Raw genomic sequence first — 19,268 nt, forward strand, 5'->3', positions numbered from 1 at the left:
CCCATCCGGTGATCCCCGCCCATCGGGGGATCGTCGCGGGCGGCGCACTGGGACGCCACGGCATTTCAGCCATGGAGGACATCATGTCCACCCAGATGACACCCACGAAGCCGGACCGTCCGGGCATGCCCGGCCTGTTCCGGACAGGAGACCCGTTCCTCGATCTGCGCGATCGGATCGACCGGGCGTTCGACAGCGTTTTCCGTACCGATCTCGCCCGCACCGGCTGGCCCGGCTGGGATAAACCCATGCCCAAGGTCGACGTGGCCGAAACCGGGACGGCGCTGACCATTACCGCCGACCTTCCCGGCATCGACGAAAAGGACGTCGAACTGACGGTCGCCGACGGCATCCTGACCCTGAAAGGGGAGAAGAAGGCCGAAAGCGAAGAGAAGGACAAGAACTACCACGTCATGGAGCGTAGCTGCGGCAGCTTCGCCCGGTCGTTCCGCCTGCCCGAAACCGTGAAGGTCGAGGACATCGCGGCCAGGTTCGACAAGGGCGTGCTGACCATCACTCTGCCGAAAGGCGAGACACCGAAACCCGAGGTCAAGCGCATCACCATCGCAAACGGCGGCGCCTGACCGGCGGCAGGGAACCCGGCTTTGAAACCGGGACATGACACCAGGGGCTTGGGGGCTGGGAGACGGGCCGGGGGCGGATACAGCCCCCGGCCCTTTTTCCGTCGGCATCCCGCCATCCCGGCGCACCACCGAAAGTAGCGCAACCCGGAAATGCACGGATTGCGTCATCCCGCAGCAAAAAGCAACAATAACCGTCAATATAGTTGGGTAAACTGATGGTAAACGCTAATTGCTCTTAAACTATTCTGTGGCATAGAAGAGATCCTGACAGATGATTTAAACTGCAATTCGAAGCTGTGTAGGGCCGCTGCTATGACGGGCGAAGGGTTGGTACCGCTCCAGGACGTCCTGGCACTGACCGCCAACGGGAGCATCGCATTCGTCGCCGTCCTGCTTCTCGCCTACCGCTGCCTTCTCTACAAGCAGGACCGCGAGATCAGGGCGGCGGTGGAGGTCCTGAGCCGGGAGCGCGACGTGCTGGACGGACGCTCGACCGACCTGGAGGCACTGAACCAGCAGATCGGCGTCCTCAGCACGGCCCTCGAGGAGGTCGGCAAGCACAAGCTAAAGCGCTACAAGTCCAGGCGAAAGGCCGCCAAGTCGATCCTGTTCGTCCACGAGATCGGCGGCTGCGAACCGGGGCGCAAGCTGTTCCGCTTCGCCGTCCAGGCGGCCGGCGGCCTGTCGCAACACCAGCGGGACCGGATGATCTTCCATCCCGACATCTGGCATCACCGGAACGAGATCCACGTCTGGGCCACCGATCCTTCCATCGCCAGGATGCTGACCTCCGCCGTCTTCAACAGCGGCAGCGGCATGGTGGTCTCCCAGGCCGAGGGCGAGGAGACGGTGGAGGCGGCCGCCAACGAGGACGCGCCGCCGTCCGTCCCGGCCGCCGCCTTCGAAGCGCTCGTCATCGGCAGGGCCGGCAAGTGATCGTCGTCTGGAGCATCACGATCATCGTCTTCCTGCTGATCGGCAGCATCGTGGGCGGGCGGCTGCGCAGCCGCTACCGGCACCAGCGCGAGCGGCTGAGGACGCTGAACGAGCGGCTGGAGGTCTACCGGAACTACAACAAGCTGGCCGTCGTCCGCCGGGAAGAAGCCCACGAGATGCTCGGCAAGCTGCGCCGGCAGCTCGCCGAGGAGGAGGAGGACCTGCGCCGGCTCGCGGCCCAGCCCAAGGAGCCCGATCCGGAGGCGGCGATCTCCTACCATGTCTTCGACCGCATCGCCGGCCGCCGCGGCACGGTGTGGCACGTGGCGGTGGAGGCCTCGGAGAAGGCCGCCGCCTGGACCGGCGTCCGCCACTACGCCGTCACCGGCGAGACCGCCGAGGAGGCCCGCAAGCGGGTCCAGGACCGCCATCCGGCCATGTCCGGCTTCACGGTCGGCAAGGCGGTCCCGCTCGACCTGGCCGCCGAGACGCCAGCGGCCAAGCCGGGGTGACGGTCACTCCGCCGGGTGGGCGACGCCGTGCGGCGCCTGTGCCGCCGGCTCATCCTCCTGGAACGGCTTCTTCTTCGCGATGTAGCTGTAGACGGTCGGCACGACGAACAGGGTGAGGAAGGTCCCCAGGATCATGCCGCCGACGATGACCGCGCCGATCGCCTGCCGGCTCTCCGCACCGGCGCCATGGGCGTTGGCGAGCGGGACGGCGCCCAGCACCATGGCGCCGGTGGTCATCAGGATCGGGCGCAGGCGGAGCACGGCCGCGTCCTCCACCGCCTTGCGGATATCCTCGCCGCTGCGCTGGAGCTGGTTGGCGAACTCCACGATCAGGATGCCGTGCTTGGTGATCAGCCCGACCAGGGTGACGAGGCCGATCTGGCTGTAGACGTTCAGCGTCGCCCCGCTCAGATGCAGGGCGGCCAGCGCGCCGGTCATCGACAGCGGCACCGTCAGCATGATCACGAAGGGATCGATGAAGCTCTCGAACTGGGCCGCCAGCACCAGATAGATGAAGGCCAGCGCCAGGATGAACACGAAGTAGAGGCCGGTGGCGGATTCGCGGAATTCGCGGCTCTGCCCGGCATAGTCGGTCTGCGCCGTCGGCGGCAGGACCTTCTGCGCCGCCGCCTGCAGCACGCCCAGCGCCTCGCCCAGCGAGGTGCCCGGCGCGAGAGTCGCCGTGATGGTGGCCGAGCGCAGCTTGTTGAAGTGGTTCAGCTCCTTGGGCGCCACCCGCTCCTCGATGTGGACGAGGTTGGCGAGCGAGATCATCGGCGCCGCTCCGCCGGCCGTCGTGGTGCCGCCGCGCACGTAGATCGAGGCGATGTCGTCCGGATTGCGCCGATCGATGTTGGCGACCTGCACGATCACGTCATACTGCTTGCCGTCGCGCTTGAAGCGGGTGACCTGCCGGCCGCCGAGCAGCGTCTCCAGCGTGCGGCCGACGGTATCCACGTCGACGCCGAGGTCGGCCGACTTGTCGCGGTCGAGCGAGATGCGCAGTTCCGGCTTGTTCAGCTTCAGGTCGGTGTCGAGGTTGGTCAGGCCGGGGAAGTTGCGCGCCTCCGCCATCATGGCGTTGACCATCTTCTGCAGCTCGTCATAGGGAAGCGCGGTCTGGATGACGAAGTTGACCGGCTTCTCGACCGGGCTCTGGCCCAGCGACGGCGGGTTGGTGACGAAGGCCAGCACGCCCGGGATGCCGAACATCTTGGGGAAGAGCTGGGCGGTGATCGCCTGCTGCTTCACGTCGCGCTCGTCCCAGTCGATCAGGCGGACGAAGCTGATGCCCTGGTTGACCACCGGGAATCCGACGACGACGAAGAACTTCTCCAGCACGGGGATCTGCTTGAACAGCCCTTCCATGCGCTGCATGTAGCTCTGCGTGTAGTCCAGCGTCGAGCCTTCCGGCGCGATGGCGATGCCGACGATGGTGCCGCGGTCCTCGACCGGGGACAGCTCGGACTTCAGGCCGGTGAACAGCATGTAGCTGGCCGCGGCGACGCCGGCGCCGATCAGCAGGACCAGCGGCCGCGCCCGCAGCGACAGCCGCAGCATCCCGCGGTAACCGCGGGTCATCCCCTCCAGGAATCTCTCGATCAGCCGGTAGAGCAGCCCGTGCTTGGCCTCGTGCTTCAGCAGCTTGGAACACATCATCGGCGACAGGGTCAGCGCGACGAAGCCCGAGACGATCACCGCGCCGGCCAGCGTCAGGGCGAATTCGGTGAACAGGCGCCCGGTGCGGCCGGTCATGAAGCCGATGGGGGCATAGACCGCGGCCAGCGTGATGGTCATCGCGATGACCGCGAAGCCGATCTCCTTCGATCCCTTCAGCGCCGCCTGGAAGGGGTTCATCCCCTCTTCCACGTAGCGGAAGATGTTCTCCAGCATGACGATGGCGTCGTCCACCACGAGGCCGATCGCCAGCACCATCGCCAGCAGGGTCAGCGTGTTGATGGAGAAGCCGAAGACCAGCATCAGCGCGAAGCTGCCGACCAGCGACACCGGGATGGTCACCAGCGGTACCAGCGTGGCGCGCAGGCTGCGCAGGAAGAAGAAGATCACCAGCACGACCAGCACGATCGCCTCGAAGATCGTGCGGAACACCGCGTCGATCGACTTGGCGATGAAGACCGAGCTGTCATAGCCGACATCCACCCCCATGCCGTCCGGCAGGGCGGTGCGGATCAGCGGCAGTGCGTTGTTGACCGCCTTGGACACGTCCAGCGGGTTGGCGGTGGACTGCTTCACGACGCCGATGGCGACGGCGCTGCGGCCGTTGAAGCGGGCGCTGACCCGCTCGTCCGCGGCGCCGATCTCGGCCCGGCCGACGTCGCGCAGCCGCACCAGATAGCCGCCGTCGTCGCGCAGGATGATCCGCTCGAACTCCTCGGGCGTGCGCAGGTCGGTCTCCGACACCACGGTGAATTCGCGTGCCACGCTCTCGACGCGGCCGGCCGGGATCTCGACGTTCTGCCGGCGCAGCGCGTTCTCGACGTCCTGCGGCGTGACGTGATAGGCGGCCATGCGCTGGGGATCGAGCCACAGCCGCATGGCGAACTTGCGCTCGCCGAAGATGCGGACCTGCGCCACGCCCGGCAGGTTCTGCAGCCGGTCCTTGACGTAGCGGTCGGCGAAGTCGGTCACGTCGAGCGGCGAATGCCGGTCGGAGGAGAAGGCGAGATAGATGATCGGCTGGGCGTCGGCCTCGACCTTCGCGATCACCGGCTCGTCGATCTCGTTCGGCAGCAGGGAGCGCACGCGCCCCACGCGGTCGCGCACGTCGCTGGCCGCCACGTCGACGTTGCGGTCCAGGCGGAAGCGCAGGGTGATCTGGCTCTTCTCCGCGCGGCTGATGGAGGACATCACGTCGATGCCCTCGATGCCGGAGAGGCTGTCCTCCAGCGTCTGGGTGACCTGGCTTTCGATGATCTGGGCGGAGGCGCCCTTGTAGGTCGTCTCGACCGTGACCACCGGCTCGTCGATCTTGGGGTACTCGCGCACCGACAGGCGCTGGTACGACACGATGCCGATCAGCATGAGCGCGAGGCTCATGACGGTCGCCAGCACCGGCCGGCGGACGGAGATGTCGGACAGCTTCATGGCGTCAGCTCGCCGGCTTGGAGTTGATCACCGCGACCGGCGCGCCGTCGCGGATCTTGAGCTGGCCGGCGGTCACCACCACGTCGCCCGGCTTCAGCCCCTGGGTGATCTCGGCCTCGGCGTTGCGCCGCTCGCCCACCGCGACCCGGGTCTGGGCGACCTTGCCCTCCACCACCTTGAACACGAACTGGTCCTTGCCGAAGGCGACCAGCGCCTGTTCCGGCACCAGCACGGCGTCCGGCACGGTGTTCAGCGTCAGGGTCACGCGGGCGAACAGGCCCGGCCGCAGCACGCCGTCCGGGTTGGCGACGCGGGCCCGCAGCGCCAGCGCCCGGCCGTTCACGTCGATCAGCGGGTCGATGGCGTAGACCTGGCCCGTGAACTTGCGGCCGCCGAAGGCATCCACCTGGATCTCCACCGGCTGCCCGACCTTGACCGCCGGCAGGAACATCTCGGGGATGCGGAAATCGACCTTGAGGGTGTCGATCGCCTCCAGGTTCACGATGTCCTTGCCGGCCTGCACCATGTCGCCCACCGACACCTTGCGCAGGCCGAGCACCCCGTCGAAGGGGGCCGTCAGCACCATCTTGTCGAGCTGCGCCCTGGCGAGCTGCACGGAGGCCTCGTCGGCCTGCAGCTTGGCGGCGGCCTGCTCGCGGTTGCGCAGCGGGCCGGTGTTCTGGCGGGCGAGCTGATCGGCGCGCGCCAGCTCGGCGCGGGAGAAGGCGATGCTCGCCTGCGCCTGGGCCAGGGTGGCGCGGGCGACCGAATCATCCAGCCGGACCAGCACCGTCCCCTTGCCGACGCGCTGCCCCTCCTGGAAGGGAAGCTCTACGATGCGGCCGGCCACTTCCGGCCGGACGACGACCGACTCGTTTGACAGCAGGGAGCCAACCGCGGTCACGGTGCGGGTCACCGCCCCGACGCGGACGGGCGACGCCTCGACCGGCATCGGCGGCATGGCGCCCGGCGCGCCTCCCGGGCCGCCGGGACCGGCCGGCTTGCCGGCGGACGCCCCGCCCTGGGCGGGCGCCCCTGCCCCGGTCGCCAGCGCCATCAGCCCGGCGACGGTGCCGCCCTGCTTGACGAAGTACCAGTACGCCCCGCCGCTGAGGGCAGCCAGGACAAGGATGGCGACGATGCGGAACGTATGGCGCATGGGGGTCCGGTCCGAATGGGTCGGCAAAAATCTGTCGGCAATGATCTTTCGCGGCACAGCATCGGCTGAATCGCGGACTGAACTATATCGTTCAGTTCACTTCCTCTGTCGAGAAAGTTCCGCTCACTGACCGATTGGCGCCGGAATGTGGCCGCTGCGCATCTCCACCGGCCCCAGCCGCGGCAGGACCAGCGCCAGATCGGCCGGTTCGCCCGGCCCGACCCGCCCGCCCGCGGTCAGCGGCTGCACCGGCGTCCCGCCGAGATCGAGTCCGGGGAACAGCAGGGGGCCTCCCCGGCCGGCAGCACGGCGCGAATCCGCCCGGCCTCCACCCGGATGTCCGCCAGCAGCCGCCCGTCGGGATCGGGGGGCGGCGTATCGCCGGTCAGCAGGGCTGCGTCCACCAGGGCGCGCTTCAACCAGAACTTTCCGGACAGCGGCAGGCGCGACAGGCAGCAGCTTGCGGGTTCCATGGCCCTTCCCGAGGGGCAGAGGGGAAAGCGGGCGCGGTCCCGGCCCGCAGGCTGCGGCGGCGCGCCCTGCGTCATCCTGTCGCAAAATGGTAAAGCAGGGATTGCCAAATCCGCGGATCCGATGCCCATGGACCGCAACGGTGCCGGATCCCGCGCGCCCTGCCGCACCCGCTTTCCGCAGGATGTCGCCTCCGCCGCCCTCTTCCCTTTCGGTCAGGGCGGCTTCCTGGCCGGCGCATGCGCTGCCCGGGGCGTGTGATTCACTGCTTGAAGCCGCAGGGAAGTCAGTCATACTTTCCGGCATCATCGGCCTTGGGCGGGCCATCCCGCCACCAGGCCTGGCCCCGCTGCCGCGCCTCGTTCCCGCCCCCTCGCTGCCACCCCCCTCGCTGCCACCCCCCTCGCTGCCACCAGGAAGCGCTGGCCGGTGCCACAGGACTTCTTCAATAACCTCTTCGCTATACGCTTGTCCGCTCCCTGCAGCCCGGCGTGAGCCGGCGGCGCGGTGCGGATTGGCACGTCATGGGTGATGGCCATGTGTCCGGAGGGCGGCGATGCACAACGACCGTGTACAGATGACTCCTCGCAAACCTCTGTCCTGCATCGGAAATTCCCTGCTCCCCACCATTGTGCGTCCGGTGGTCGATGCACAATGCACAAGGCGGCTGCGCGGCGGGACGGGCGTCGCCGCCCTTGCGAATCGACGGCGGTTCGGCCAGATGAAACCGCTTCCTCCCTCCTCCAGGACAAGTCCCCGCGCATGACCGCGATCCCGCTGAGCGTCGCCCCCATGATGGACTGGACCGACCGCCATTGTCGGTACTTCCACCGCATCCTGTCCAAGGGCACGCTCCTCTACACCGAGATGGTCACCACCGGCGCCATCCTGCACGGCGACCGTGACCGCTATCTCGACTTCGACGCGGCGGAGCATCCGGTCGCCCTCCAGCTCGGCGGGTCGGAGCCGGCGCAGCTGGCCGCCTGCGCCCGCGTGGCGGAGGAGTGGGGCTATGACGAGGTGAACCTGAATGTCGGCTGCCCCAGCGACCGGGTGCAGTCCGGCCGCTTCGGCGCCTGCCTGATGGCCGAACCCGACCTCGTCGCCCGCCTCGTCGGGGCGATGCGCGGGGCGGTGTCGATCCCGGTGACGGTCAAGTCGCGCATCGCCATCGACGAGATGGAGGAATGGCCGACGCTGGACCGTTTCATCCGCACCGTCTCGGCCGCCGGGTGCAGCCACTTCATCGTCCATGCCCGCAAGGCCTGGCTGAAGGGCCTGAGCCCCAAGGAGAACCGCGACATCCCGCCGCTGCGCTACGACCTCGTCCACCGGCTGAAGCAGGAGCATCCCCACCTCACCATCGCCATCAACGGCGGCATCCGGACGCTGGACGCGGCGGCGGAGCATCTCGCCGGGCTGGACAGCGTGATGATCGGCCGGGCCGCCTACGAGGATCCCTACATCCTGGCCGACGCCGACCGCCGCTTCTTCGGCGGCCAGCCGGGGCCGGACCGGCAGGCGGTGGTGCAGGCGATGGTTCCCTATGTGGAGCGGCAGTTGTCCCGCGGCACGCCGCTGTCGGCGGTGACCCGCCACATGCTCGGCCTCTTCCAGGGGTTGCCGGGGGCGCGGGCGTGGCGCCGGCACCTCAGCGAGAACGCCCACCGGCCCGGCGCCGGGCCGGAGGTGATGCTGTCCGCGGCATCCCTGGTCGGCCGCCGGCGGGCGGAGGCGGCGTGATCCGGCTGCGGCACATCGAGGCCTTCTACGCCATCCGCAAGGCGGGCTCGGTCAATGCCGCGGCGAAGATCCTCAACATCTCGCAGCCGGCGTTGAGCAGGACGATCCAGCATGCGGAATCGCTGATCGGCTTCGCGCTCTTCACCCGTGCCGGCAAGCGCCTCGTCCCCACCGTGGAGGCCGAGATCATCTTCGTCGAGGCGGAGAAGATCTACCGCGGGGTGGAGGAGTTGCGGCGGCTGGTGAAGAACCTGAAGGGCGGGGCGGTGACCAACCTGCGGGTCGGCCTGCTGCCCAGCCTGGGGGTCGGGCTGGCGCCGCAGGCGATCACCGCCTTCCGGGCGGTCAATCCCCTGGTCACCTTCGAGATCCGGACCCTGAACCACGACGACATGCTGGCCAAGCTGCGGTCGCTGGAGATCGACGTCGGCGTCGCCTTCGACATCCGCAAGCAGCCGGGCATCGCCAGCACCTCCATCGGGGAGGCCGACCTCGTCTATGTCGATCGGCCGGGCGCGCTGGCCGGCACGGGTCCGGTGCCGCTGACCGGGATCGACGCCGACCGGCTGATCGGGCTCGACCTCGATTCGCCGGTCGGCACCCTGCTGGTGGAGGCCTTCGGCAACAGCGGGCTCGACTACAGCCCGGCGATCCAGGTCTACACCTACGCCGTCGCCGCGGCCTTCGCGACCGAGGGGGCCGGCTGCGCCATCCTCGACGAGTTCACGGCGCGAAGCTGGGGGCACCGGCTGGATATCCGCCCGCTCGACCCGCGGCTGACCTTCTCGGTCGTGGCGCTGACGCCGGAGCTGGCGCCACCGACCCAGACGGTGCGCAACTTCGTCGATACCCTGCGCCGGACGCTGCAGGCCCGTCCGGCGCTGGTTTGAGGCCCCCTGTCCGCCGCCGGCTCAGGCGGCCAGCCGGAAGCCGTCCATCGGGATCGCCGCCGGCCGCTCCACCAGCAGGTCGGCGATCAGCCGCCCGGCGCCGAAGCCCAGCGTGAAGCCCAGCCCGCCGAGCCCGGCGCACAGGTGCAGGTTGGCGACCGGGCTGCGGCCCAGCAGCGGCCGGCCGGTCGGGGTGGCCGGCCGCCGGCCGCACCACACCTCGGCACCCGAGAAGTCGGCCAGCGCGCCGAAGCCGTCCATCGCCTGCCGGCGGAGCTGGCGCACCCGCGAGGGGCTGGGCTCCGGGTCGGCGGAGATGTCGGCGAAGCCGGCCGCCCGGATCGTGCCGCCCAGCGGGGCGTAGACGATCTTGTTGGCGAAGTCGGTGACGCTGATCTTCAGCGGCGTGACGCCCGGCCGCATCGGGGCGGTGACGCTGTAGCCCTTCAGGGCATGGATCGGCAGGGTGAAGCCCAGCGGGCGCAGCAGGGCGTTGATGTCGGTGCCGGCAGCGACCACCACCGCGTCGGCCGGGATCTCGCCCTGGCTGGTGCGGACCGCGGTGATCCGCTCGCCCTGCCGGACGAAGCCGGTGACGTCGGCGTTGTAGCGGAACCGTCCGCCCTGGCGGAGCACGGCGGCGGCCAGCCCCTCGCACAGCTTGCGGCAGTCGGCCGTCGCCTCGCTGCGGGTGAAGATGCCGCCGACGATCCGCTCGCCGAGGGCGGCCAGGGCCGGCTCCAGCGTCAGGCAGGCGGCGCGGTCCAGCGCCTCCTGCTCGCAGCCCAGGCTCGCCTGGTAGTCCATCTGGCGCTTGGCGCTCTCGAAGCCGGCGGCGTCGGAATGGACGATCAGCTTGCCGGTCGGGGCATGGTCGAAGGCGACGTCCGGCTCCTCGGCCAGGAAGGCGGCCATCAGGCTCCGGCTGAGGAAGGACAGCGACAGCAGGTCCCGGGTGGTGCGGTCGCTCGCCTCGCGGGTGCAGGCCATCAGGAAGGACAGCACCCAGCGCCATTGGGCGGGGTCGGCGCTCGGGCTGAAGCGGGCGGGGGCCGACGGGTTCAGCAGCCAGAAGGGCAGCTTGGCCGGCACGTCCGGCCCGGCGAAGGGGGCGACGTAGCTGTAGCTGAGCTGAGCGCCGTTGGCGAAGCTCGTCTCCTGCGCCGCCGCGCCATGGCGGTCCACCACGGTCACCTCGTGACCGTCGCGCGCCAGATAGTAGGCCGTGCTGGTCCCGGCGATCCCCGCCCCGATGACGACTACCCTCATGACCCTTCGCTCCCCGACAGCCTGCCCGCAACACCACGGTAGGCCAAGCCTAGCGGCAGCGGGACCGCGGCCGGAAATAGCTTTCGGTGCGGTGCTTATAACCTCTGGGCAGGATCGGCCGCCCCGGCTCCGGCCACCGCCTGGCGCAGCATCGCCGCGCGCTGCGACCAGTCGGCCGCCTCGACCTCGTCCGTCGCGGCGCCGGCTCCCTGCTCGTAGATCTGGGCGAGCGCCGTCATGGCGTCGCGGTTCCCGCGCTGCGCCGCCCGGCTCAGCCAGCGGAACGCCTCCACCGGGTCGGCGGCGCAGCCGGTGCCGTCGCGCAGGCAAAGACCGAGGCGGGCCTGCGCCGGCGCATGCCCCTGGGCGGCCGACCGGCGCAGCCACAGCACGGCCTCCGTCTCGTCCCGCGCCACTCCCCGCCCCTCGAGCAGCAGGACGGCAAGGTTCATCTGCGCCGTGGCGGAGTGCTGGAGCGCGGCCAGCCGGTACCACAGCGCCGCCTTGCTCTCATCCTTCGGGACGCCGAAGCCCTTCTCGTACATATAGCCGAGATTGTTCTGGGCGCCGACATCCCCCATGCGCGCCGCCCGCCGGTACCAGGCGACGGCCGCCCGCGGGTTGGGCTGGGTGCCAAGGCCATTCGCCAGCAGGAAGGCGAGCATCGTCTGGGCCGCCAGATGGCCGGCCTTGGCCGACCGGCGATACCAGTAGACCGCGGTGGACAGGTCCACGGCCTTCCCGTCCAGGCCCTGCCGCCACGCCTCGGCAAGCGCGTACTGCGCATCGGCGTCGCCGAGCCGGGCATTCACTTCTGTCCAGATCGACCTCCAGGTGGGGCGCATGCCGCCGCAACTCTCCTCAGTCTCCGGGTGCCTGCCCTCTTGTGTAGGCTCTTTTCCCGCAGATGCAACGGCCCGGCCGCCGATGACCAGGGAATTGTCACCAAGCGCAGAGTGGGTATCGGCAGTCGTCCCGCCTCCTCGCATGATACCCGGACGGATAGGGAAGCGACCGGGATGAGGAGCGGCCGGAGCTAACGGACAGGCGCCTTGGGAGGAACCGGCGTCTCCGGAACGGGGGTGAGCGGTCCCTGGCCGGCGAACCAGGAGCGCAGGTTGTCGACCACGAGCTGCCCCATGGCCTGCCGGGTATGGACCGAGGCGGAGCCGATGTGCGGCAGCAGCACCGTGTTGTCGAGCGCGATCAACTCCTCCGGGACCCGCGGCTCGTCCTCGAACACGTCGAGGCCGGCGGCCAGGATGCGCTTCTCCCGCAGGGCGTCGATGACGGCCCGCTCGTCCACCACGGATCCGCGGGCGACGTTGATGAGGATGCCGTCCGGCCCCAGCGCCCCCAGCACCTCGGCATTCACCAGCCGCTCCGTCTGGGCGGTGGCAGGGGTGACCACGATCAGCACGTCGACGTCCCGCGCCATCTCGACCAGTGACCCGAAATAGCGGTAGGCGACGTCCTCCTGCCGGTGGCGGCCGTGATAGGCGACCTCCAGCCCGAAGGCCTCGCAGCGCCGGGCCACAGCCTTGCCGATGCGCCCGAGCCCGAGGATGCCGATGGTCCGTCCGCGCAGGGAGGTGGACAGCGGGAACGCCCCCTTCAGCCAGCGACCCTCGCGCAGGAAGCGGTCGGCCTGCGGCAACCGCCGCACCGTCGCCAGCAGCAGGCCGAGCGCCAGATCGGCGACCTCCTCCGTCAGCACGTCCGGCGTGTTGGTGACCACGACGCCGCGGGCGGCGGCGGCGGCCACATCGACCTTGTCGTAGCCGACCCCGAAGTTGGCGACGAGTTCCAGCGCCGGCAGCCGGTCCATCAAGGCGCCGTCGATCGGAACATGGCCGCCGGCGGCAAGCCCCCGGATGCGGGGACCGACCTCGGCAAGCAGGGCCTGCGGGTCTGCCGCCTCCCACAGCCGATGGACGGTGAAGGCGGCCTCGAACGCCTCGGGCGACGGCATCGCCATGGGGGAGGTCTGCAGAATCTCGACGCGCCCGCCGGCCGGTCCCTGTCCGCTCATGCCTCTGGTCCTCTCCTGCTGCCATTTCCAGTTGCCACCAGCCAAACACCGACGGCCGCCTCTGTCCAGCCCGCGGCGGTGCAGGTCAGCTCTCCGTTCGGCCTGTCCGGACGGACCTGTCCGGCAGGGAACGGACCGGGCCTCCGGCAGGTTTGCGCAAGGGGCGGAGCAGACCCAGGACTTTCGGATGCGACCGTTGATCCAGGTCAAGCCAGCCCCCGGCAGTCGGCGTATCATGACGATGGTGCTGCCGGGACGGCGGCGCCCAAGCTGACGCGCCGGCCGCCCGCCGGCACAGTCCGCGGCCCTCCTCCGGACCATCGCTGCACTTCAAGTTGCAGGCCGGTTCAGGAAGCAGAGGGGCCGCCGGCGCTTTTGGAGAGGTGAGATCATGGACAGCCTGCTGTCGGCATATCCCCGCGAAGAGATCGGGCAGGAGACGGCGTCCCGCCCGTGGCGGAACTTCACCCCTGGTGCGTGGCAGCATGAGGTCAATGTCCGCGACTTCATCGTCCGCAACGTCACCCCGTATGAAGGCACCTCCGGGTTCCTGGCCGGCGCCACCGACCGGACCAAGGCGCTGTGGGACGAGGTGACGGACCTCCTGAAGAAGGAGCGGGCGAGCCAGGGCGGCGTGCTCGACGCCGACACCGAGGTCTTCTCCTCGATCACCTCGCACGCCCCGGGCTACATCGACCGGGCGCTGGAGGTCGTGGTCGGCCTGCAGACCGAGAAGCCCCTCAAGCGCGCCCTGATGCCGTTCGGCGGCTGGCGCATGGTGAAGGCAGGTCTGGAAGCCTACGGCTACACCCCCTCGCCCAAGCTCGAGGAGGTCTTCCCGGCCCTGCGCAAGACCCACAACGACGGCGTCTTCGACGCCTACTCCGAGGAGGCCCTGCGCTGCCGCAAGTCCGGCGTCATCACCGGGCTGCCCGACGCCTACGGCCGCGGCCGCATCATCGGCGACTACCGCCGCCTCGCGCTCTACGGCGCCGACTTCCTGATCGAGGACAAGAAGGCCCAGGTCAAGTCGCTCGAGCTCAACAGCCTCGACGAGGACACGCTGCGCCTGCGCGAGGAGCTGGCCGAGCAGATCAAGGCCCTCAAGGACTTGGTCAAGATGGCCAAGTCCTACGGCTTCGACGTCGCCCGCCCGGCCGCCAACGCCCGCGAGGCGGTGCAGTGGACCTATCTGGCCTATCTGGCGGCGGTCAAGGAGGCCAACGGTGCCGCCATGTCCTTGGGCCGCGTCTCCAGCTTCCTCGACGTCTACATCGAGCGCGACCTGCGGGACGGTGTCCTGACCGAGACGGAAGCCCAGGAGCTGGTCGACCAGTTCGTGATGAAGCTGCGCATGGTCCGCTTCCTGCGCACGCCGGAATACGACCAGCTGTTCTCCGGCGACCCGACCTGGGTGACCGAGTGCATCGGCGGCATGGCGCTGGACGGCCGGCCGCTGGTGACGAAGAACAGCTTCCGCATGCTGCAGACCCTGCACAACCTCGGCCCGGCGCCCGAGCCGAACCTGACGGTGCTGTGGTCGGAGAAGCTGCCGGAGGGCTTCAAGGCCTTCTGCGCCGAGACCTCGATCAGGACCTGCTCGCTGCAGTATGAGAGCGACGACCTGATGCGGCCCTACTGGGGCGACGACTACGGCATCGCCTGCTGCGTCTCGGCCATGCGCATCGGCAAGCAGATGCAGTTCTTCGGCGCCCGCGCCAACCTGGCCAAGACGCTGTTGTACGCCATCAACGGCGGGCGCGACGAGGTGTCGGGCGAGCAGGTCGGCCCGGCCTTCGCGCCGGTCACCGGCGACGTGCTCGACTACGACACGGTGGTGGCGCGCTTCGTGCCGATGATGGAGTGGCTGGCCAAGGCCTACATGAACGCGCTCAACACCATCCACTACATGCACGACAAGTACATGTACGAGCGGCTGGAGATGGCTCTGCACGACCGCGACATCCTGCGCACCATGGCCTGCGGCATCGCCGGCCTGTCGGTGGTGGCGGACAGCCTGTCGGCGATCCGGCACGCCACGGTGAAGATGGTGCGCGACGAGCGCGGGCTGGCGACCGACTTCGTGATCGAGGGCGAGTACCCGGCCTTCGGCAACAACGACGAGCGGGTGGACGCCATCGCGACCTGGCTGGTCGAGACCTTCATGGGGATGCTGCGCAAGCAGAAGACCTACCGCAACGCGCTGCCGACGCAGTCGGTGCTGACCATCACCTCCAACGTGGTGTACGGCAAGAAGACGGGCAACACGCCGGACGGCCGCAAGGCCGGCCAGCCCTTCGCGCCGGGAGCCAACCCGATGCACGGGCGGGACAGGAAGGGGGCGGTGGCCTCGATGGCGTCGGTGGCGAAGCTGCCCTACGCGCACGCGCAGGACGGCATCAGCTACACCTTCACCATCGTGCCGGGCGCCCTGGGCCGCACCGAGGGCGAGCGGGTGGACAATCTGGTGGGTCTGCTCGACGGCTACTTCGCCCAGGGCGGCCACCACATCAACGTCAACGTCTTCGACCGCGAGACGCTGCTGCACGCCATGGACCATCCGGAGCTCTATCCGCAGCTCACCATCCGGGTGTCCGGCTATGCCGTCAACTTCATCAAGCTGACGCGCGAGCAGCAGCTCGACGTCATCTCCCGGACCTTCCATGACAAGCACTGATCTGACGACCCCGCCCGCCTCCCCCAGGGGAGCGGGCGGGGTCGCCCGTCCCTCCGTTCGCGGCTGGGTCCACTCCGTGGAGACCGGCGGCACGGTGGACGGGCCGGGTATCCGCTACGTCCTGTTCCTCTCCGGTTGTCCGCTGCGCTGCCAATACTGCCACAATCCCGATACCTGGCACCTGCATGACGGCACGCCGACCCAGTCGAGCGAGATCCTCGACGATCTGGCGACCTACGCGACCTTCCTGAAACGCGCCCATGGCGGCCTGACGCTGAGCGGCGGCGAGCCGCTGGTCCAGCCCGAGTTCAGTGCCGCCCTGTTCCGCGGGGCGAAGGACATGGGTCTGCACACCGCCCTCGATACCTCCGGCTTTCTCGGCAGCCATGCTGACGACCACCTGCTGGCGGACGTCGATCTGGTGCTGCTCGACATCAAGGCCTTCAAGGAAGCGACCTACCGCAAGATCACCGGCGCCCCGCTGCGGCCGACGCTGGAGTTCGCCGAGCGGCTGTCGCAGATGGGCAAGGCGATCTGGCTGCGCTACGTGCTGGTTCCCGGCCTCAGCGACGACCTGAAGGAGATCGGGGATCTGGCGGAGTTCGCCGCCGGCCTCGGCGTGGTGGAGCGGGTCGACGTCCTGCCCTTCCACAAGATGGGCGAGCACAAATGGCGGGCCATGGGGCAGCCCTACAAGCTGTGGAACACCCAGCCCCCTTCCGACGAGCTGCTGCAACAGGTCATCGGCATCTACCGCAGCCACGGCCTGAAGGTCGCCTGAGCCCCGCGGCACGGCGCCCGGTCAGGCACCGCGGTGCATATTGTGCAGAACCACTTTGATGCACAATGACGGCGGGAGGGGCTTTCCCGTTCCCGACCAAGGGCTTGTCCTGCACCATTCGTACACGTCCGTTGTGCAGCGCCTGCCCAGGTTCCGGCCGGGCCCCACGGGGCCGGACCTGTCGAAGGCCCTGACCGCCTGATCGAGGGCATGAAGCGGGCGTTGACGGGGAAAAGGCTAACGCAGGGGCGCCGGCCGGGCAAGAGCGTCCGGAAAACTGCTCAGCCCCGCGTCACGCCCAGCCGGCGCAGCACCGCCTTCTCCCCCTCGATCGCCGCGAACAGCAGGGCGCCGACCACCAGGATGGGGAAGCCCTGGGCGAGGGTCAGCGGCCGCGTCCCGAACAGGCCCGCCATCACCGGCGCGTAGGTGAAGAAAAGCTGCAGTCCGACCACGACGCCGACCGCCCCGAGGACCGGACCGGTGCCGAGCACGCCGCGCAGCGTCAGCGACGGCGCCCGCAGATAGCGGACGCTGAACATATAGAAGACCTCCATCGCCACCAGCGTGTTGACCGCCACCGTCCGCGCGGCCTCCAGGTCGGCGCCGTGCCGCAGCGACCACCGGAACATGGCGAAGATGCCGCCGGTCATCAGCAGCGAGACGAAGGCGACCCGCCAGACCAGGAATCCAGACAACAGGGGCTCGGCGGCCGGACGTGGCGGGCGCCGCATGACGTCGGGCTCCGGCGGTTCGAAGGCGAGCGCGAGCGCGAGGCCGATGGAGCTGACCATGTTGATCCACAGGATCTGCAGCGGCGTGATGGGCAGCGTCAGCCCGGCGACGATGCCGATGATGACGCTGATCGACTCGCCGCCGTTGATCGGCAGCAGAAAGACGATGGCCTTCTTCAGATTGTCGTAGACCGTCCGCCCTTCATGCACCGCCCGCGCGATGGAGGCGAAGTTGTCGTCGGTCAGGACAATCTCCGCCACCTCCTTCGCGGCCTCCGTCCCCTTGCAGCCCATGGCGACCCCGACGTCGGCGCGCTTCAGCGCCGGCGCGTCGTTCACCCCGTCGCCGGTCATCGCCAGGATGAAGCCGCGGTGCTGCAGGGCCCGCACCAGCCGCAGCTTGTGCTCCGGACTGGCACGGGCGAAGACGTCGATGTCCGGCGCGCGCCGCGCCAGCTCCTCGTCGCCCAGCCTGTCGATCTCCGGCCCGGTCAGCGCGTCGCGGACATTCTCCAGCCCGAGCTGGGCGGCGATGGCCCGCGCCGTCACGGCGTGGTCGCCGGTGATCATCTTCACCCGGATGCCGGCGGCCCGGCAGGTCCGCACCGCCTCCACCGCCTCCTCCCGCGGGGGATCGATCATCCCGACGAGGCCGAGCAGCACCAGCCCGCCGCGCACATCCTCGAAACGCAGCTCCCGCCGCAGGCCCTCTCCTCCGCCGGCCCCCGTGGAGCCTTGCCGCACCGCCATCGCCAGGACCCGCTGTCCCTGGGAGGCCAGCGCCTCGATCCGCTCCTGCCAGCCGGCCGGGTCGAGCGGCCGGTCGCCATCCAACCCCCGCTCCGCCCTGCACATCGCCAGGACCTGTTCCGGCGCCCCCTTCACGCAGAGCAGCTCGCCGCCGTCATGGTCGTGATGCAGGGTCGCCATGAAGCGGTGTTCGGACTCGAAGGGGATCAGATCGATGCGCGGCAGCCGGCGTGCCTCCGCCGCCATGTCGAGCCCGGCCTTGGCGGCCAGCACCAGCAGCGCCCCCTCCATCGGGTCGCCGTCCACCTGCCAGCCGCCGTCGGTCCGGCGCAGGACGGCGTCGTTGCACAGCGCCCCGGCCCGCGCCAGCTCCACCAGGACGGGGTCGCCGTCAGCCAGCCGCTCCTGCCCGTCGCACTGGAAGCCGCCATGCGGATCATAGCCGACGCCGCCCACCATGTAGGCGCCGCCGGCGGTGGCGACGGTCCGCACGGTCATCTCGTTGCGGGTCAGCGTACCGGTCTTGTCGGTGCAGATGATGGAGACGGAGCCCAGCGTCTCCACCGCCGGGAGGCGGCGGATGATCGCGTTGCACCGCGCCATGCGCTGCACGCCGATCGCCAGCGTGATGGTGAGGATGGCCGGCAGCCCTTCGGGAATCGCGGCGACCGCCAGGCTGACCACCGCCATGAACAGCTCCGCGGTCTCATAGTCCCGGGCCAGCAGCCCGACCACGAAGACCAGCGCCGCCACCGCCAGGATGAAGGCGGTGATCCGGCGGGCAAGCCCGGCCATCTGGCGCAGCAGCGGGGTTTCCAGCACCTCCAGCCGTGCCATCATGCCGCTGATCCGGCCGATCTCGCTGGCCGTGCCGGTGGCGACGGCGATGCCCCGCCCCTGCCCGTGCGTCACCAGGGTGCCGGAATAGGCCATGGAGCTGCGGTCGCCGAGCGGAGCATCGGCCGGCGCCGGCTCCGTCCCCTTGGCGACGGGAACCGACTCGCCGGTCAGGGCGGCCTCCTGGATGTGGAGGTTGCGCGTCCAGACCAGCCGCAGATCGGCCGGCACCTTGTCCCCCGCCTCCAGCAGCACGAGGTCGCCGGGCACCAGCTCTTCCGCCGGAACGGCGGTGCGCCGGCCGCCGCGCAGCACCGTGGCGCTGGCCGACAGCATGTGGCGGATGGCGCCCAGCGCCTGTTCCGCCTTGCCCTCCTGAATGAAGCCGACCAGGGCGTTCAGGATGCAGACCGCCAGGATCACCGCCGCGTCGGTCAGGTGGCCGAGCGCCGCCGTGACCGTGGCGGCGCAGAGCAGGACCTGGATCAGCAGATTGTTGAACTGCGACAGGAAGCGCAGCAGCGGCCCGCGCGTCCGCGGCGGCGGCAGGCTGTTGGGGCCGTAGCGCAGTTGCCGCTCGCGCACCTCCGTCGCGGTCAGCCCCTCGGGCCGGGCAGCCAGCAGGGAACGCGTGTCCGCCACGGTGAGGACATGCCAGGCGGGGACGTCCGCGACGGAGCCCGGTTCGCACGGAAGAGCGCCGGGGTCGGGCTGTCCGCGCGGCTGCTCCCGTGACTGGTCCAGGGTCATGGCGTCTTCCCCACCTTGGATCCGACCGTTCTCCGGTT

15 protein-coding genes are annotated in these 19,268 nt (G+C 69.6%); 7 read left to right on the top strand and 8 right to left on the bottom strand.

Annotation, left to right across the window (positions count from 1 at the left end):
* Window positions 1-83 precede the first annotated feature (83 nt).
* The 3 genes from DEW08_RS21840 to DEW08_RS21850 all read left to right on the top strand — a co-directional run bounded on the left by DEW08_RS21840 (window position 84) and on the right by DEW08_RS21850 (window position 2,032).
* Window positions 84-584: an Hsp20/alpha crystallin family protein gene (locus DEW08_RS21840; protein WP_245986869.1), complete on the top strand. Its 501-nt coding sequence runs from the start codon at window positions 84-86 to the stop codon at window positions 582-584.
* 312 nt (window positions 585-896) lie between these two features.
* Window positions 897-1,520, top strand: a complete 624-nt coding sequence (locus tag DEW08_RS21845; RefSeq protein WP_146214752.1) for a hypothetical protein — start codon at window positions 897-899, stop codon at window positions 1,518-1,520.
* Window positions 1,517-2,032 (top strand): hypothetical protein, encoded by a 516-nt coding sequence (locus DEW08_RS21850; protein WP_109331333.1) that lies wholly within the window; start codon window positions 1,517-1,519, stop codon window positions 2,030-2,032. The genes DEW08_RS21845 and DEW08_RS21850 overlap by 4 nt, the downstream gene beginning before the upstream one ends.
* Window positions 2,033-2,035: 3 nt before the next feature.
* On the opposite strand, the gene DEW08_RS21855 is transcribed toward DEW08_RS21850, so the two are convergent.
* The 4 genes from DEW08_RS21855 to DEW08_RS21865 form a co-directional block, all read right to left on the bottom strand.
* Window positions 2,036-5,137 (bottom strand): efflux RND transporter permease subunit, encoded by a 3,102-nt coding sequence (locus DEW08_RS21855; protein ID WP_109331334.1) that lies wholly within the window; start codon window positions 5,135-5,137, stop codon window positions 2,036-2,038.
* A gap of 4 nt (window positions 5,138-5,141) precedes the next feature.
* On the bottom strand, window positions 5,142-6,296 hold the full coding sequence (locus tag DEW08_RS21860) for an efflux RND transporter periplasmic adaptor subunit (protein ID WP_109331335.1): 1,155 nt from the start codon (window positions 6,294-6,296) through the stop codon (window positions 5,142-5,144).
* 123 nt (window positions 6,297-6,419) lie between these two features.
* Window positions 6,420-6,545, bottom strand: coding sequence for a hypothetical protein (locus DEW08_RS33320; RefSeq protein WP_281262070.1), 126 nt, complete (start codon window positions 6,543-6,545; stop codon window positions 6,420-6,422).
* Window positions 6,533-6,769: a hypothetical protein gene (locus DEW08_RS21865; protein ID WP_109331336.1), complete on the bottom strand. Its 237-nt coding sequence runs from the start codon at window positions 6,767-6,769 to the stop codon at window positions 6,533-6,535. Before DEW08_RS21865 ends, DEW08_RS33320 begins: the two co-directional genes overlap by 13 nt.
* Before the next feature lie 760 nt (window positions 6,770-7,529).
* On the opposite strand from DEW08_RS21865, the gene dusA reads away from it, so the two are divergent.
* Together dusA and DEW08_RS21875 are read left to right on the top strand one after the other, a co-directional pair.
* A complete protein-coding gene (dusA, locus tag DEW08_RS21870) occupies window positions 7,530-8,510 on the top strand; it encodes a tRNA dihydrouridine(20/20a) synthase DusA (protein WP_109331337.1) in 981 nt (326 codons plus the stop codon).
* Window positions 8,507-9,400, top strand: coding sequence for a LysR family transcriptional regulator (locus tag DEW08_RS21875; protein ID WP_168220477.1), 894 nt, complete (start codon window positions 8,507-8,509; stop codon window positions 9,398-9,400). The genes dusA and DEW08_RS21875 overlap by 4 nt, the downstream gene beginning before the upstream one ends.
* A gap of 21 nt (window positions 9,401-9,421) precedes the next feature.
* Here the strand turns inward: DEW08_RS21875 and DEW08_RS21880 are convergent, their stop codons facing one another.
* The 3 genes from DEW08_RS21880 to DEW08_RS21890 form a co-directional block, all read right to left on the bottom strand.
* Window positions 9,422-10,669 (bottom strand): D-amino acid dehydrogenase, encoded by a 1,248-nt coding sequence (locus DEW08_RS21880; protein WP_109331339.1) that lies wholly within the window; start codon window positions 10,667-10,669, stop codon window positions 9,422-9,424.
* Window positions 10,670-10,764: 95 nt separating this feature from the next.
* On the bottom strand, window positions 10,765-11,514 hold the full coding sequence (locus DEW08_RS21885) for a tetratricopeptide repeat protein (RefSeq protein ID WP_168220478.1): 750 nt from the start codon (window positions 11,512-11,514) through the stop codon (window positions 10,765-10,767).
* Between the two features lie 191 nt (window positions 11,515-11,705).
* Window positions 11,706-12,701 (bottom strand): 2-hydroxyacid dehydrogenase, encoded by a 996-nt coding sequence (locus tag DEW08_RS21890; RefSeq protein ID WP_109331341.1) that lies wholly within the window; start codon window positions 12,699-12,701, stop codon window positions 11,706-11,708.
* A 391-nt stretch (window positions 12,702-13,092) separates the two neighbouring features.
* Between DEW08_RS21890 and pflB the strand changes: the two genes are divergently transcribed.
* Both pflB and pflA read left to right on the top strand, forming a co-directional pair.
* On the top strand, window positions 13,093-15,378 hold the full coding sequence (gene pflB / locus DEW08_RS21895; RefSeq protein ID WP_109331345.1) for a formate C-acetyltransferase: 2,286 nt from the start codon (window positions 13,093-13,095) through the stop codon (window positions 15,376-15,378).
* Entirely contained in the window at window positions 15,365-16,159 is a 795-nt protein-coding gene (gene pflA / locus DEW08_RS21900; RefSeq protein WP_109331347.1) for a pyruvate formate-lyase-activating protein, read from the top strand. Before pflB ends, pflA begins: the two co-directional genes overlap by 14 nt.
* Before the next feature lie 281 nt (window positions 16,160-16,440).
* Here the strand turns inward: pflA and DEW08_RS21905 are convergent, their stop codons facing one another.
* Window positions 16,441-19,230, bottom strand: coding sequence for a cation-transporting P-type ATPase (locus tag DEW08_RS21905; protein WP_109331348.1), 2,790 nt, complete (start codon window positions 19,228-19,230; stop codon window positions 16,441-16,443).
* Between the last annotated feature and the right edge of the window lie 38 nt (window positions 19,231-19,268).

This window comes from Azospirillum thermophilum (genome assembly GCF_003130795.1).
GTDB lineage: Bacteria > Pseudomonadota > Alphaproteobacteria > Azospirillales > Azospirillaceae > Azospirillum > Azospirillum thermophilum.

What these genes read in the sequence shown, in the direction of transcription:
- DEW08_RS21840 (WP_245986869.1), top strand. Translation starts at nt 84, where the DNA reads ATGTCCACCCAGATGACACCCACGAAGCCGGACCGTCCGGGCATGCCC.
- DEW08_RS21845 (WP_146214752.1), top strand. Translation starts at nt 897, where the DNA reads ATGACGGGCGAAGGGTTGGTACCGCTCCAGGACGTCCTGGCACTGACC.
- DEW08_RS21855 (WP_109331334.1), bottom strand. Translation starts at nt 5,137, where the DNA reads ATGAAGCTGTCCGACATCTCCGTCCGCCGGCCGGTGCTGGCGACCGTC.
- DEW08_RS21860 (WP_109331335.1), bottom strand. Translation starts at nt 6,296, where the DNA reads ATGCGCCATACGTTCCGCATCGTCGCCATCCTTGTCCTGGCTGCCCTC.
- DEW08_RS21865 (WP_109331336.1), bottom strand. Translation starts at nt 6,769, where the DNA reads ATGGAACCCGCAAGCTGCTGCCTGTCGCGCCTGCCGCTGTCCGGAAAG.
- dusA (WP_109331337.1), top strand. Translation starts at nt 7,530, where the DNA reads ATGACCGCGATCCCGCTGAGCGTCGCCCCCATGATGGACTGGACCGAC.
- DEW08_RS21880 (WP_109331339.1), bottom strand. Translation starts at nt 10,669, where the DNA reads ATGAGGGTAGTCGTCATCGGGGCGGGGATCGCCGGGACCAGCACGGCC.
- DEW08_RS21885 (WP_168220478.1), bottom strand. Translation starts at nt 11,514, where the DNA reads ATGCGCCCCACCTGGAGGTCGATCTGGACAGAAGTGAATGCCCGGCTC.
- DEW08_RS21890 (WP_109331341.1), bottom strand. Translation starts at nt 12,701, where the DNA reads ATGAGCGGACAGGGACCGGCCGGCGGGCGCGTCGAGATTCTGCAGACC.
- pflB (WP_109331345.1), top strand. Translation starts at nt 13,093, where the DNA reads ATGGACAGCCTGCTGTCGGCATATCCCCGCGAAGAGATCGGGCAGGAG.
- pflA (WP_109331347.1), top strand. Translation starts at nt 15,365, where the DNA reads ATGACAAGCACTGATCTGACGACCCCGCCCGCCTCCCCCAGGGGAGCG.
- DEW08_RS21905 (WP_109331348.1), bottom strand. Translation starts at nt 19,230, where the DNA reads ATGACCCTGGACCAGTCACGGGAGCAGCCGCGCGGACAGCCCGACCCC.